General features: G+C 72.3%; 11 protein-coding genes. 10 read left to right on the top strand and 1 reads right to left on the bottom strand.

Annotation, left to right across the window (positions count from 1 at the left end; all coding sequences use genetic code 11):
- The first annotated feature begins 152 nt into the window (after positions 1-152).
- The 9 genes from ACFV46_RS04410 to ACFV46_RS04370 all read left to right on the top strand — a co-directional run bounded on the left by ACFV46_RS04410 (position 153) and on the right by ACFV46_RS04370 (position 10594).
- Positions 153-581: a DUF3499 domain-containing protein gene (locus tag ACFV46_RS04410; RefSeq protein WP_079033994.1), complete on the top strand. Its 429-nt coding sequence runs from the start codon at positions 153-155 to the stop codon at positions 579-581.
- Positions 582-734: 153 nt separating this feature from the next.
- Positions 735-2351, top strand: coding sequence for an L-lactate permease (locus ACFV46_RS04405; protein WP_385496985.1), 1617 nt, complete (start codon positions 735-737; stop codon positions 2349-2351).
- A 114-nt stretch (positions 2352-2465) separates the two neighbouring features.
- Positions 2466-3830 (top strand): phosphomannomutase/phosphoglucomutase, encoded by a 1365-nt coding sequence (locus ACFV46_RS04400; RefSeq protein ID WP_385496984.1) that lies wholly within the window; start codon positions 2466-2468, stop codon positions 3828-3830.
- 131 nt (positions 3831-3961) lie between these two features.
- Positions 3962-4132 (top strand): Trm112 family protein, encoded by a 171-nt coding sequence (locus tag ACFV46_RS04395; RefSeq protein WP_115508402.1) that lies wholly within the window; start codon positions 3962-3964, stop codon positions 4130-4132.
- 168 nt (positions 4133-4300) lie between these two features.
- The gene (locus ACFV46_RS04390) at positions 4301-5428 is read left to right on the top strand and encodes an SIS domain-containing protein (protein ID WP_361936114.1); all 1128 of its coding nucleotides are present in this window, start codon (positions 4301-4303) and stop codon (positions 5426-5428) included.
- 132 nt (positions 5429-5560) lie between these two features.
- Positions 5561-6712 carry a mannose-6-phosphate isomerase, class I gene (gene manA / locus ACFV46_RS04385; protein ID WP_361936117.1) on the top strand — a complete coding sequence of 384 codons (1152 nt, stop codon included), beginning with the start codon at positions 5561-5563 and terminating at the stop codon, positions 6710-6712.
- A 162-nt stretch (positions 6713-6874) separates the two neighbouring features.
- A complete protein-coding gene (locus ACFV46_RS04380) occupies positions 6875-7855 on the top strand; it encodes a cation diffusion facilitator family transporter (RefSeq protein ID WP_361936120.1) in 981 nt (326 codons plus the stop codon).
- Positions 7856-8300: 445 nt separating this feature from the next.
- Positions 8301-9758 carry an adenosylhomocysteinase gene (ahcY, locus tag ACFV46_RS04375; protein ID WP_151784337.1) on the top strand — a complete coding sequence of 486 codons (1458 nt, stop codon included), beginning with the start codon at positions 8301-8303 and terminating at the stop codon, positions 9756-9758.
- Positions 9759-9946: 188 nt separating this feature from the next.
- On the top strand, positions 9947-10594 hold the full coding sequence (locus tag ACFV46_RS04370; protein ID WP_385496982.1) for a hypothetical protein: 648 nt from the start codon (positions 9947-9949) through the stop codon (positions 10592-10594).
- Here ACFV46_RS04370 and ACFV46_RS04365 read toward each other — a convergent pair.
- Entirely contained in the window at positions 10591-11514 is a 924-nt protein-coding gene (locus tag ACFV46_RS04365; protein WP_385496981.1) for an RDD family protein, read from the bottom strand. The genes ACFV46_RS04370 and ACFV46_RS04365 overlap by 4 nt on opposite strands.
- Before the next feature lie 129 nt (positions 11515-11643).
- Here ACFV46_RS04365 and ACFV46_RS04360 point away from each other — a divergent pair, with 129 nt between their 5' ends.
- Positions 11644-12651, top strand: coding sequence for a stage II sporulation protein M (locus ACFV46_RS04360; RefSeq protein ID WP_361936128.1), 1008 nt, complete (start codon positions 11644-11646; stop codon positions 12649-12651).
- Positions 12652-13065 lie beyond the last annotated feature (414 nt).

Genomic DNA, 13065 nt, shown 5'->3' with positions numbered 1-13065 from the left:
CCGGTGACGTCATGGTAATTGACGGGGTTTGTGGTGAGTGGTGACCGCTTCCGGTCGGAGCCGGGTAGGGGGCGTCTCCTGTCCCCGCAGGTCACAGAGGTGGGGCGAACGGGGCGTGTGGGGTGTTTCACACCACGACACGGTGGGGTGACCTGGGGGAGAGTCGTCGCGGCCCGCTCAAGAGTGCGGTACCGTCCAACGTCGTGAGCCCTGTACGTCGCTGTTCGCGCACCGCTTGCGGCCGTCCCGCCGTAGCGACGCTGACGTACGTCTACGCCGACTCGACCGCGGTCCTCGGCCCGCTCGCCACCTACGCCGAACCCCACTGCTACGACCTGTGCGCCGAGCACTCCGAGCGCCTGACCGCCCCCCGCGGGTGGGAGGTCGTCCGGCTGCTGGACGGTTCCGCTCCGGCCCGCCCGAGCGGCGACGACCTGGAAGCGCTCGCCAACGCCGTGCGCGAGGCCGCCCGTCCGCAGGAGCGCGCCGCCGGGGCCGGCGGTGGCGGAGGCCGCGGGGCCGACCCGATGGAAGTCGCGCGGCGAGGTCACCTGCGCGTACTGCGGTCGCCCGACAACTGACGTCCGGCCCGTCGGCCGCTCCCCTTCGCGCCTTCCCCGCGATCTCCTCGTCGTGGTGCTGCACACCCATTGACGCCAGGTTGTCGCGGACACGACCATTCCTACGCCAGAACGAGAAATCGCTTTCCGTATGGCGGAATCCGGGGAGGCGTCGTGTACGTACAGGAACTCGAGCCCGTCGCAGGCTCCCTCGGTCTGTCCGCCCTGGTGGCGGCCCTGCCTCTGGTGATCGTCCTCGTCCTCCTCGGCGCGGTCCGCATGAAGGCGCATCTGGCCGGGCTCCTCGGGCTCCTGAGCGCCGTCCTGGTCGCCTGGCTCGCCTACGGCATGCCGCTCGACCAGACGCTCTCCAGCGCCGCCCAGGGAGCCGTCTTCGGCCTCTTCCCCATCCTGTGGATCGTCGTCAACGCCCTGTGGGTGTACCGGATGACGGTCCGCACCCGGCACTTCGACATCCTGCGGCGGTCCTTCGGCCGGCTCTCCGACGACCCGCGCATCCAGGCGCTCGTCGTCGCCTTCTGCTTCGGCGCCCTGCTGGAGGCCCTCGCCGGGTTCGGGGCGCCCGTCGCCATCTGCTCGGTCATGCTCGTGGCACTCGGCTTCGACCCGGTGCGAGCGGCGGTCGTCGCGCTCGTCGCCAACACCGCGCCCGTGGCCTTCGGCGCGATGGGCACCCCCGTGGTCACCCTGGCCCAGGTCACCGGGCTGCCGCTGGACGACGTCGCGTCCGTGGTGGGCCGTCAGACCCCGCTGCTGGCCCTGGTGGTGCCGCTCGTGCTGGTCGGCCTGGTGGACGGCAGGCGCGGCCTGCGCGAGACCTGGGTGCCCGCCCTCGCCTGCGGAGTCGCCTTCGCCGTGGCCCAGTTCGCCGCCTCCAACTACGTCTCCGCCCAACTCGCCGACATCGGCGCCGCCCTGCTCGGCGCCGCCGCCCTGGTCGCCGTACCGCACGCGCGTGTGCCCGCCGGCGAGGCCGTACGCGCGTCTGTGCTCACCGGGACGCGCAGCGAGGAACTGGACGAGGACGACCCGCGCGCGGAGGTCGTCCGCGCCTACGCCCCCTACGCGCTGATCGTGGTGATCTTCTCCGTCGCCCAGATCCCGCCGGTCAAGGACTGGCTGGCCCGCGCGACCCAGACCTACGACTGGCCCTTCCTCGACGTCGCCGACTCCGGCGGCACCCCGGTCGGCGCCAACGTCTTCAGCTGGCCGATCGTCTCCACCGGCGGCACCCTCGTGCTGCTCGCCGGCCTGTGCACGGCGGTCGTGCTCGGCGTGCACGCGCGCGTGGCCGTCAAGGAGTGGCTGGCGACCGTGCACGAACTGCGGTACGCCATCCTCACCGTCACATCCGTGCTGGCCCTCGCCTACGTCATGAACCTCTCCGGACAGGCCGCCACCATCGGCCACTTCGTCGCCGCGGCCGGCGCCGGACTCGCCTTCCTGTCACCGGTGCTGGGCTGGTTCGGCGTGGCCGTCTCGGGCTCCGACACCTCCGCCAACGCCCTGTTCGGCGCGCTGCAGGTCACCGCCGCCCGCCAGTCGGGGCTGTCGCCGGACCTCCTTGCCGCGGCGAACAGTTCGGGCGGTGTCCTCGGCAAGATGATCTCGCCGCAGAACCTCACCATCGCGTGCGCGGCCGTCGGTCTCGCGGGCCGCGAGGGCGACCTGCTGCGCAAGGTCCTGCCTTGGAGCCTGGGGCTGCTGCTGGTGATGTGTCTGATCGTGGTCGGCCAGAGTTCCCCCGTGCTCGGCTGGATGCTTCCCTGACCTCCTGACCGACGGCCGGGTTACGGCTGTGGGTCCACTCGGGACCGGCACACCCCACTGTCGGTGCGGACGGGTAGTTTGGGGCCCCGGTGAGGACTTTCAGGAGGGTTGCCCGTGGCTGCTGATCTGTCGCAGATCGTGAAGGCGTACGACGTGCGCGGGGTGGTCCCGGACCAGTGGGACGAGCCGCTGGCCGAGCTGTTCGGCGCGGCCTTCGCGCGGGTGACCGGCGCGAGCGCGATCGTGACCGGCCACGACATGCGGCCCTCGTCGCCCGGTCTGTCCGCCGCCTTCGCGCGCGGAGCGGCCCGGCTGGGCGTGGACGTGACCGAGATCGGCCTGTGTTCCACCGACCAGCTGTACTACGCCTCGGGCGCGCTGGACCTGCCCGGCGCGATGTTCACCGCCTCGCACAACCCGGCGCGGTACAACGGCATCAAGATGTGCCGCGCGGGAGCCGCCCCCGTCGGCCAGGACACCGGCCTCGCCGACATCCGCGCCCTGGTCGAGGAGTGGACCCTCTCGGGCGCCCCCGCGCCGGCCGCCACGACCGGCGCGATCACGCGCCGGGACACCCTGGAGGACTACGCGGCGCACCTGCGCTCCCTCGTCGACCTCACCGCGATCCGCCCCCTGAAGGTCGTCGTCGACGCGGGCAACGGCATGGGCGGCCACACCGTGCCGACCGTCTTCGCGGGCCTCCCGCTCGACGTCGTCCCCATGTACTTCGAGCTGGACGGCACCTTCCCGAACCACGAGGCGAACCCGCTGGACCCGGCGAACATCGTCGACCTGCAGCAGCGGGTCCGCGAGGAGGGCGCCGACCTCGGCATCGCCTTCGACGGGGACGCCGACCGCTGCTTCGTCGTCGACGAGCGCGGCGAGCCCGTCTCGCCGTCCGCCGTCACCGCCCTCGTCGCCGCCCGCGAACTCGCCCGGTACGGCGGGCAGGGCACGGTCATCCACAACCTGATCACCTCCTGGTCCGTCCCGGAGGTCGTCCGTGAGCACGGCGGCACCCCCGTCCGCACCCGCGTCGGGCACTCGTTCATCAAGGCCGAGATGGCGGCGTCCGGCGCGATCTTCGGCGGCGAGCACTCCGCGCACTACTACTTCAAGGACTTCTGGAACGCCGACACCGGCATGCTGGCCGCCCTCCACGTCCTCGCGGCGCTCGGCGGCCAGGACGGCACCCTGTCCCGGCTGGTCGCCCAGTACGACCGCTACGCCGGCTCCGGCGAGATCAACTCCACCGTCGCCGACCAGGCGGACCGCCTCGCCGCGATCCGGGCCGCCTACGAGGGACAGGACGGCGTGACCCTGGACGACCTCGACGGCCTCACGGTGACGTCCTCCGACTGGTGGTTCAACGTCCGTCCGTCCAACACCGAGCCCCTCCTGCGGCTCAACGCCGAGGCCCGCGACGAGGCCACGATGGCCAAGGTGCGGGACGAGGTCCTGTCCCTCATCAGAGCCTGAGCCCGCGCGCGGGGCGGCCCCGGCCGCCCCGCAGGGCAGCGCCCGCGAGCCGCCCCCACCGGCGGTACGCTGACCAGGCACATCCGCACACGCCCACGCACCACCGACACCCGCCCCAGAAGGGACCCGCCATGCCGCTGGAAGCCGGCCTCCTGGAGATCCTCGCCTGCCCGGCCTGCCACGCCCCCCTGGAGGAGCGGGACACCGAGCTGGTCTGCACCGGACAGGACTGCGGTCTGGCGTACCCCGTCCGCGACGGCATCCCCGTCCTCCTCGTCGACGAGGCCCGCCGTCCCGCGTAGCACCCTCGGCCGGGGCCCGGTGGGCTCTCGGCCGACGCCGGCGGGCCCTTCAGGACCCGGCCGGCACCGCACGAAGACACCACGCACGACACCGCCCGAAGACACCCGCACCGACGCACCGGCACGACAGAGCCGCCAGACGACCCGGCGATCGGAGGCCTTCCGCCCATGCTCGACGAATCGCTGCTCGACGCGCCGGAAGCGCTCGCGGAGGCCGACCGCCGTGCCCTGCTGCGCGGCGCGGCCGAGGCGGGCGCCCGCGTCCGCACCGCCGCCCGGCACGCCACCGAGGCAGGCGTCCACGACCTCAAGCCCGACGGCCGCCCCCGCGCCCTCCTGATCGCGGGCCCCGGCGCCGCCGCCATCTGCGTCGCCGACCTCCTCGGCACGCTCGCCGGCGCCACCAGCCCCGTCACCCGCCTCGCGCCCACCGGAGTCGCCCCCGCGGGCGGCGCCCTGCGCTGGGAGCTGCCGGGGTGGGCCGGCTCCGTCGACCTGCTGCTGATCGCCACCCCCGACGGCAGCGAACCCGGCCTGTCGCTGCTCGCCGAGCAGGCCTACCGCCGCGGCTGCACCGTCGTCGCCGTGTCCCCCGCAGGCTCCCCGCTCGCCGAGGCCGTACCCAACAGCCACGGCCTGTTCGTGCCGATGGCGACGGCGCCGTACGAGTCGGACACCCCCCTCGCCGCCTCCTCGCCCGGCGTGCTGTGGGCGCTGCTGACCCCCCTCCTCGCGCTGCTCGACCGGACCGGGATCGTCGCGGCCCCGCCCGACGTCGTGCAGAAGGTCGCCGACCGCCTCGATCTGGTCGCCGAGCGCTGCGGGCCCGCCGTCGCCACGTACAGCAACCCGGCCAAGACGCTCGCCGCCGAACTCGCCGACGCGCTGCCACTGGTGTGGACGGAAGGCGTGTCCGCGGGCCCGGCCGGCCGCCGGTTCGCCGCCGCGCTCGCCGAGCTCTCCGGCCACCCGTCCCTCGTCGCCGAACTGCCCGAGGCCCTGTCCGCGCACAGCGCCCTGCTCGCCGGCCGGCTCGCGGCCAGCGCCGACCCCGACGACTTCTTCCGGGACCGCGTCGAGGAGCCCGCGGCCCTGCACGCGCGCGTGGTGCTGCTGCGCGACCGGCCGATCGGCGGCCTCACCGCCGCGCCCGCCGCCCGCGACCTGGCCCTCAGCCACGACACTCCGATCAGCGAGCTCGAACCGGAACCCGGCGACGAGCTGGAGACCCTTGCGGAACTGATCGCCGTCACGGATTTCGCCGCCGTCTACCTGGCGCTCGCCTCGGGCGCCTAGACCTGTCCCGGGGCGCACCGGGCGGCCGTACGCGCGCGCCGCCGTACGAGGGCCCGGGCGCGCCCCGTGTCCCACCGAAGACCCGCGCTCGTACGCGCCGGCACGCACGCACAGAGAGCAGGCAGAACCCGCATGGACCGCCTCGACAACACCGTCCGCCCCTACGCCTGGGGTTCCACCACCGCCCTCCCGGCGCTCCTCGGCGTCGAGCCGACCGGCGAACCGCAGGCGGAGATGTGGATGGGCGCCCACCCCGGCGCCCCCTCACGCACGGCCCGCGGCACCCTCGTCGAGGTCATCGGGGCCGACCCCGAACGGGAGCTGGGCGCGGCGACCGTCGCCAAGTTCGGCCCCCGTCTGCCCTTCCTCCTCAAGCTCCTCGCCGCCGGCGCCCCGCTCTCCCTCCAGGTCCACCCCGACCTCGCCCAGGCGAAGCAGGGGTACGAGGACGAGGAGCGCCGCGGCATCCCCGTGGACGCCGGCCACCGCAACTACAAGGACGCCAACCACAAGCCCGAACTGATCTGCGCGCTCACCGAGTTCGACGGCCTGTGCGGCTTCCGCGACCCCCTTCAGGCGGCCGCCCTGCTGGACGCCCTCGGCGTCGACTCCCTCAAGCCGTACGTCGACCTGCTGCACGCGCGCCCCGAGGAGGCGGCCCTGCGCGAGGTGCTGACCGCCGTCCTCACCGCCGACCGCGACGCCATGGCCCACACCGTCGCCGAGGCCGCGGCGGCCTGCGCCCGCCTCGGCGGCGAGCACGCCCCGTACGCCGGCATCGCCCACCACTACCCCGGCGACCCCGGCGTCATCGCCGCCATGCTCCTCAACCACGTCCGGCTGCAGCCCGGCGAAGCCCTGTTCCTCGGCGCCGGCATCCCGCACGCCTACCTGAACGGACTCGGCGTCGAGATCATGGCCAACTCCGACAACGTCCTGCGCTGCGGCCTCACCCCCAAGCACGTCGACGTCCCCGAACTCCTGCGCATCGTCCGCTTCGAGGCGGGCGACCCCGGAGTGCTGCGCCCCGAGGCCGCACCGGACGGCGAAGAGGTCTACGAGACCCCGATCGACGAGTTCCGGCTCTCCCGGTACGTCCTCCCGGAGGGCACCACCGCCCACGACCTCACCCGCGCGACCCCGCAGATCCTGCTCTGCACGTCGGGTTCCGTCCGAGCCGGGGAACACGACCTGACGCCGGGCCGGTCGGTCTTCGTCCCGGCGGGCGAGAAGGCCGAAGTGTCCGGCGCCGGCACGCTGTTCCGGGCCACGGTCGTCGCCTGACCGAGGGCTTCCGCCGACCCGGCGGGCCAGGCGCCGGCCGGACTGCGACAATGGCCCACCGGCAAAGACCGGGCAAAGCCGAGCGGGCGCAGCGCGCCCTCGCCGGCGACGCCCGGACGACCCAGCCACGAAGGCTCCGAAGGCGAAGGGACAACGCGACACATGAGCGCGTCAGGCGGTACCAAGGCGATCGTGGCGGCACTCGCCGCCAACCTCGCGATCGCTGCATCGAAGTTCGTGGCGTTCGCGTTCAGCGGCTCGTCGTCGATGCTCGCCGAAGGCGTGCACTCGCTCGCCGACTCCGGCAACCAGGCCCTGCTGCTGGTCGGCGGCAAGAAGGCCCAGCGCGAGGCGACCCCGCAACACCCCTTCGGCTACGGCCGCGAGCGCTACATCTACGCCTTCCTCGTCTCGATCATCCTGTTCTCGGTCGGCGGCATGTTCGCCCTCTACGAGGGCTACGAGAAGATCAAGCACCCGCACGAGATCGAGCACTGGTACTGGCCGGTCGGCGTCCTCGTCTTCGCGATCATCGCCGAGGGCTTCTCCTTCCGGACGGCCATCAAGGAGTCCAACACCACGCGCGGCGGGAAGTCCTGGAAGGAGTTCATCCGCCACGCGAAGGCGCCCGAGCTGCCCGTCGTCCTGCTGGAGGACTTCGGCGCGCTGGTCGGTCTGATCCTGGCCCTCGGCGGCGTCGGCCTCGCCCTGCTCACCGGCGACGGCGTCTGGGACGGCGTCGGCACCATCTGCATCGGCATCCTGCTCGTCCTGATCGCGGTCGTCCTGGCCATCGAGACCAAGTCGCTGCTGCTGGGCGAATCCGCGGGCGCCGAGCAGACCAAGCGGATCGAGGCAGCCATCGTCGACGGCGACACCGTCCCCGGCATCATCCACATGCGCACGCTCCACCTCGGCCCCGAGGAACTCCTCGTCGCCGCCAAGATCGCCGTCCAGCACGACGACACGGCCGGCGAGGTCGCCGCCGCGATCAACGCCGCCGAGGCCCGTATCCGGGAGGCCGTCCCGATCGCCCGCGTCATCTACCTCGAGCCAGACATCTACAGCGAGGCCGAGGCGGCCAAGGGCGCCGACCCCGAGGCGACCCCGGGCGGCCCCACCCCGCACGACACCGCCCACTGACACCCGCTCACCCCGAGGGGCCCGCCGGAACACGTCCGGCGGGCCCCTCGGCACATGCCCCCTGTCGGCCGGACCTCGCGCACCACCTCCACGACGGCCGCCTCGTCCGGCGCGGCCGGAAGCCGCTCGGCTCCCTCGCCGCGGTCCCGCCCCCGGCCTTCGCACGGCCTTCACGCCCTCCGCGCGGCCGCCCCGGGATGGCGCGAAGCGTTCGGAGGCGGGCTGGGGATCGCGGGGCATCCCGGTGTAGCTTGGATTGGAGCCAGACGTCGCTGCTGATGGCGGTCGGGCGGTCCCTCGCGGACCGGCCGAGGGAGAGAGGGCCTCCGACGACTGCGCTGCGCGCATGCGGGCATGCCTGTGCCCTCTTCGGGGCACCCCGGTGTCCGCCGCCGCGCAGAACAGCCGTACCCACCCTCGCCCCGATACCGAGGAGCAGCTCGTAATGACGACTGTCGACAACCGACAGGACTTCAAGGTCGCCGACCTCTCCCTGGCCGCCTTCGGCCGCAAGGAGATCACCCTCGCCGAGCACGAGATGCCCGGCCTGATGGCGATCCGCAAGGAGTACGCCGAGGCGCAGCCGCTGGCCGGCGCCCGCATCACCGGCTCGCTGCACATGACCGTGCAGACGGCCGTCCTGATCGAGACCCTGGCCGCGCTCGGCGCCCAGGTCCGCTGGGCCTCCTGCAACATCTTCTCCACCCAGGACCACGCCGCCGCCGCGATCGCCGTCGGCCCGAACGGCACGCCGGACAACCCGCAGGGCATCCCGGTCTTCGCCTGGAAGGGCGAGACGCTGGAGGAGTACTGGTGGTGCACCGAGCAGGCGCTGACCTGGCCGGACAGCCCCACCGGCGGCCCGAACATGATCCTGGACGACGGCGGTGACGCCACCCTCCTCGTCCACAAGGGCGTCGAGTACGAGAAGGACGGCAAGGTCCCGGACGTCGACACCGCCGAGTCCGACGAGCACCGCGTCATCCTCGAGCTCCTGCACCGCACCATCACGGACGGCTCGCAGAAGTGGACCCAGCTGGCGTCCGAGATCCGCGGTGTCACCGAGGAGACCACGACCGGCGTCCACCGCCTGTACGAGATGCAGCGCGACGGGGTCCTCCTGTTCCCGGCGATCAACGTGAACGACGCCGTCACCAAGTCGAAGTTCGACAACAAGTACGGCTGCCGCCACTCCCTCATCGACGGCATCAACCGCGCCACCGACGTCCTGATCGGCGGCAAGACCGCCGTCGTCTGCGGCTACGGCGACGTGGGCAAGGGCTGCGCCGAGTCCCTGCGCGGCCAGGGCGCCCGCGTGATCGTCACCGAGATCGACCCGATCTGCGCGCTGCAGGCGGCGATGGACGGCTACCAGGTCACGACCCTCGACGAGGTCATCGACAAGGCCGACATCTTCATCACCACGACCGGCAACAAGGACATCATCATGGCCTCGGACATGGCCAAGATGAAGCACCAGGCGATCGTCGGCAACATCGGCCACTTCGACAACGAGATCGACATGGCCGGCCTCGCCAAGGTCCCCGGCATCGTCAAGGACGAGGTCAAGCCGCAGGTCCACACCTGGACCTTCCCGGACGGCAAGGTGATCATCGTGCTGTCCGAGGGCCGCCTGCTGAACCTGGGCAACGCCACCGGCCACCCGTCCTTCGTGATGTCCAACTCGTTCGCGGACCAGACCCTGGCCCAGATCGAGCTGTTCACCAAGCCCGACGAGTACCCGACCGGCGTCTACACGCTGCCCAAGCACCTGGACGAGAAGGTCGCCCGTCTCCACCTGGACGCGCTCGGCGTGAAGCTGACCAAGCTCCGCCCCGAGCAGGCCGCGTACATCGGCGTCGAGGTCGACGGCCCCTTCAAGCCGGACCACTACCGCTACTGAGCCGAGCGCTCCGCTCCCTCGGCAGCAGCCGATCCACCGAGGCAGGCCCCCGCACCCCCGTGCCGGGGGCCTGCCCCTTTGGCCCCTACGCCCCTCGCGCGTACGAAACTCGGCCCGCGCGGCCGGACCAGCCCGTCACGACCGGACCGCTCGCGAGACCGTACTGCCCGTCAAGCCCCAGGACCCCGATGCCCCGCGGCCGCTATTCGCTCCTCGATCCGCACGATCACACTCCCTTCGCCCAAGAACACTTCCAGTGCGCCCCCGGCCCCTCCGGCTGGCGCTACGTCGCCCGGCGCACCACCCCAGCCGGCCACGACATCGGCTCCGTCGACCTCACCCTCGACGCGCTCGGCCGCCCCCTCCGCCTGGAACTCCACGCCGGGGACTGGCAGGTCCGCGGCGCCGCCCTCGAGGGCGTCACCTGGGTCCGCACCGACGCCACGGGAACCGAGGCCACCGAAGGCAACGTGCCCGCCCACGCCTTCACCGGGACGTCCCCCGCGTTCCTCGTCGCCACCACCCGTCTGCTGCGCCTCACCCCTTCCGCCTCCGCGACCCGCGTACGCCTGGTGGCCCTCACGGACCCGGTCCTCGCCCCCCGCACCGTGGACCAGTCCTGGGCACTGGTGAACAGCGAAACACACGCCACTGACAACGGCCCCCTGACCGTGGACGCGTACGAGGTGACCGCCCTGGACACGGGCGAACGGCACACCGTCCACATCGCCGGCGACGTGGTCCTCGCGGCCCCCGGCATCGAACTGGAGGACCTGGACTCCCCGCCGTCGACCTTCAGTCGACCGAGCCCCGGACCAGGCGGACAGGCGGACTAGGCGGGGGGAACGAACCCGGTGGACGGCCGCGTGCCGCCGGCCCGGTCCTCGGCGGGCGGCTCCTGCGGCACCGGGCGATACGGCTCCGACGGCTCCGGCCGATAGGGCGCGGCCTCCTGCGGCGCGGGCATCCCGCCGGGGGCGACGCTCGGACGCTCTCCGGCCTGCGGTGCCGCGGCGAAGGCGCGGCGGGCCTCCCGGGTCTGCCGCTCGTGCAGCACCGCGGCGAGGTAGGCGGCGGGCGGGACACCCGGCGGCACCGGCGCCCCCGTACGGCCTGCCAGCTCCGTCGCGAGCCGCTGCGCCATGCTCCAGCCGACCTGCGGATCCAGGGTCTGCATCCGCGTGAGGTACTGACGGACGGAGAGCCACAGCCCGTCCGGCACGGCCGACAGATCGAGCGCCGAGAACCGCCCCGCCAGCCACGGCGGAGGCGGCGGAACGAACCCGCTCCGTGCCGCAGGCACCCGCTCCCGTACGACGAGTGTTCCGGCGAAGACGTCACCGAGCCGCCGCCCGCGCGCGGAGACGAGCGACGCGATGACGGCCACCACACCGAGCGTCAGCAGGATCTCGATGACACCGATCAGCCCCCGCACCAGGGCGTGCCGGAACCGGATCGGCCCCCCGTCGTCCCGCACCACCCGCAACCCGCAGGCCAGCTTCCCCAGCGAGCGCCCATGACTGAGCGTCTCCACCGCGATCGGCCCGCCGACCAGCAGCAACACGAACAGCGCGACCGACAGCGCGGCCTGCGCCGCCTCGTCGAGGGACGCCGTCGCGGCCACCACACCGATGGTCACGACGATGTACGCGACCACGGCCACCGCCAGATCCAGCAGCACGGCCAAGGCCCTGCTGGGCAGCTTCGCGGGGCGCAGCTCCAGCGCCACCGCCTCGCCCGTCACCAGCTCACTCACGCCGACCGTCCTTCCCTGACCTGCCCCTTGAGCGGCCAGTCTGCCAAGCTGAGGGCGCGTCGCGCCGCAGTACGACAAGCTGACGTCCACCAGGAACCGCCGACGAACAGCCGGGGAGCAGGAAAGCAGATGGACCTCGACGTCTTCGTCACCGCCCACCGGGCGGAGTGGGACCGCCTCGACTCCCTGCTGGGCCGCCAACGCCGGCTCACGGGCGCCGAGGCCGACGAACTCGTCGTCCTCTACCAGCGTGCGGCCACCCACCTGTCCCTGATCCAGTCCAGCGCCCCGGACCCTCAGCTGACCGGCCGCCTCAGCCAGCTCGTGGCCCGCGCGCGCAGCGCCGTCACCGGCACCCGCCGCGCGTCCTGGCGCGACGTGACCCGCTTCTTCGCGCACAGCTTCCCGGCCGCGGTCTACCGCTGCCGCCACTGGTGGGTGCCGACCGCGCTCCTGTCCACGCTGGTGGCGGTCCTCCTGGGGTGGTGGATCGGCAGCCACCCCGAAGTACAGGCCACCATCGTGGCCCCGAGCCAGCTCCGGGAACTCACCCGTCCCGGCGGCCAGTACGAGACGTACTACTCCAGCCATCCGGCGGCGTCGTTCGCCGCCCAGGTGTGGACGAACAACGCGTGGGCGGCCGCCCTCTGCCTGATCCTCGGCGTCTTCCTCGGCCTGCCCGTGCTCTGGATCCTCTTCCAGAACATGCTCAATCTCGGCGTGGGCATCGGCCTGATGTCGTCGGCAGGACGCCTGGACACCTTCCTCGGCCTGATCCTCCCGCACGGCCTGCTGGAGCTCACGGCGGTCTTCGTCGCCGCCGGCACCGGCCTCCGCCTCGGCTGGACCCTGATCGACCCGGGCCCGCGCACGAGGCGCTCCGCCCTGGCGGAGGAGGGGCGAGCAGCCATAGGCATGGCGATAGGCCTCGCGCTGGTCCTCTTCGTGTCCGGCGCCATCGAAGGCTTCGTCACGCCCTCCGGCCTGCCCACCTGGGCGCGCATCACCATCGGCGTCCTCGCCGAGCTGGCGTTCCTCCTCTACGTCTATGTCGTCGGCGGCCGAGCCGCGCGTGAGGGCGATACGGGTGACGTCGAGCAGGCCGAGCGCAGCGCGGCCGTGCCGACCGCCGCTTGATGTGCGTACGGGCCTGATGAGCTGCTAGTCTCCTCTTCGCCCCGCAAGAGCCGTTGACACGGCGCGAGCGGGGAGGTAGATTCGAACAGTTGCCTGGAGGCGGACGCAGTCCGAACCGGGCGGGTGAGAACCTATCTGCTTCGGTGGAACATCGATTCCCGAGAAGCCTCTCCCGATAAATCGGAAAAAAGCGGTCGGTCAGTCCGGCCCAAAACTTCTGATAAAGTCGGAACCGCCGGAAAGGGAAACGCGGAAGCGGGAACCTGGAAAGCACCGAGGAAATCGGATCGGAAAGATCTGATAGAGTCGGAAACGCAAGACCGAAGGGAAGCGCCCGGAGGAAAGCCCGAGAGGGTGAGTACAAAGGAAGCGTCCGTTCCTTGAGAACTCAACAGCGTGCCAAAAGTCAACGCC

The organism is Streptomyces sp. NPDC059852 (assembly GCF_042731455.1).
GTDB lineage: Bacteria > Actinomycetota > Actinomycetes > Streptomycetales > Streptomycetaceae > Streptomyces.
The sequence above is the reverse complement of the archived record's forward strand: the minus strand, read 5'-3'. Positions and strand labels throughout refer to the sequence as shown.

Coding starts and splice junctions, on each gene's coding strand:
- ACFV46_RS04395 (WP_115508402.1), top strand. CDS start 3,962: ATGCCGCTGGAAGCCGGCCTCCTGGAGATCCTCGCCTGCCCGGCCTGC.
- ACFV46_RS04390 (WP_361936114.1), top strand. CDS start 4,301: ATGCTCGACGAATCGCTGCTCGACGCGCCGGAAGCGCTCGCGGAGGCC.
- manA (WP_361936117.1), top strand. CDS start 5,561: ATGGACCGCCTCGACAACACCGTCCGCCCCTACGCCTGGGGTTCCACC.
- ACFV46_RS04380 (WP_361936120.1), top strand. CDS start 6,875: ATGAGCGCGTCAGGCGGTACCAAGGCGATCGTGGCGGCACTCGCCGCC.
- ahcY (WP_151784337.1), top strand. CDS start 8,301: ATGACGACTGTCGACAACCGACAGGACTTCAAGGTCGCCGACCTCTCC.
- ACFV46_RS04370 (WP_385496982.1), top strand. CDS start 9,947: ATGCCCCGCGGCCGCTATTCGCTCCTCGATCCGCACGATCACACTCCC.
- ACFV46_RS04360 (WP_361936128.1), top strand. CDS start 11,644: ATGGACCTCGACGTCTTCGTCACCGCCCACCGGGCGGAGTGGGACCGC.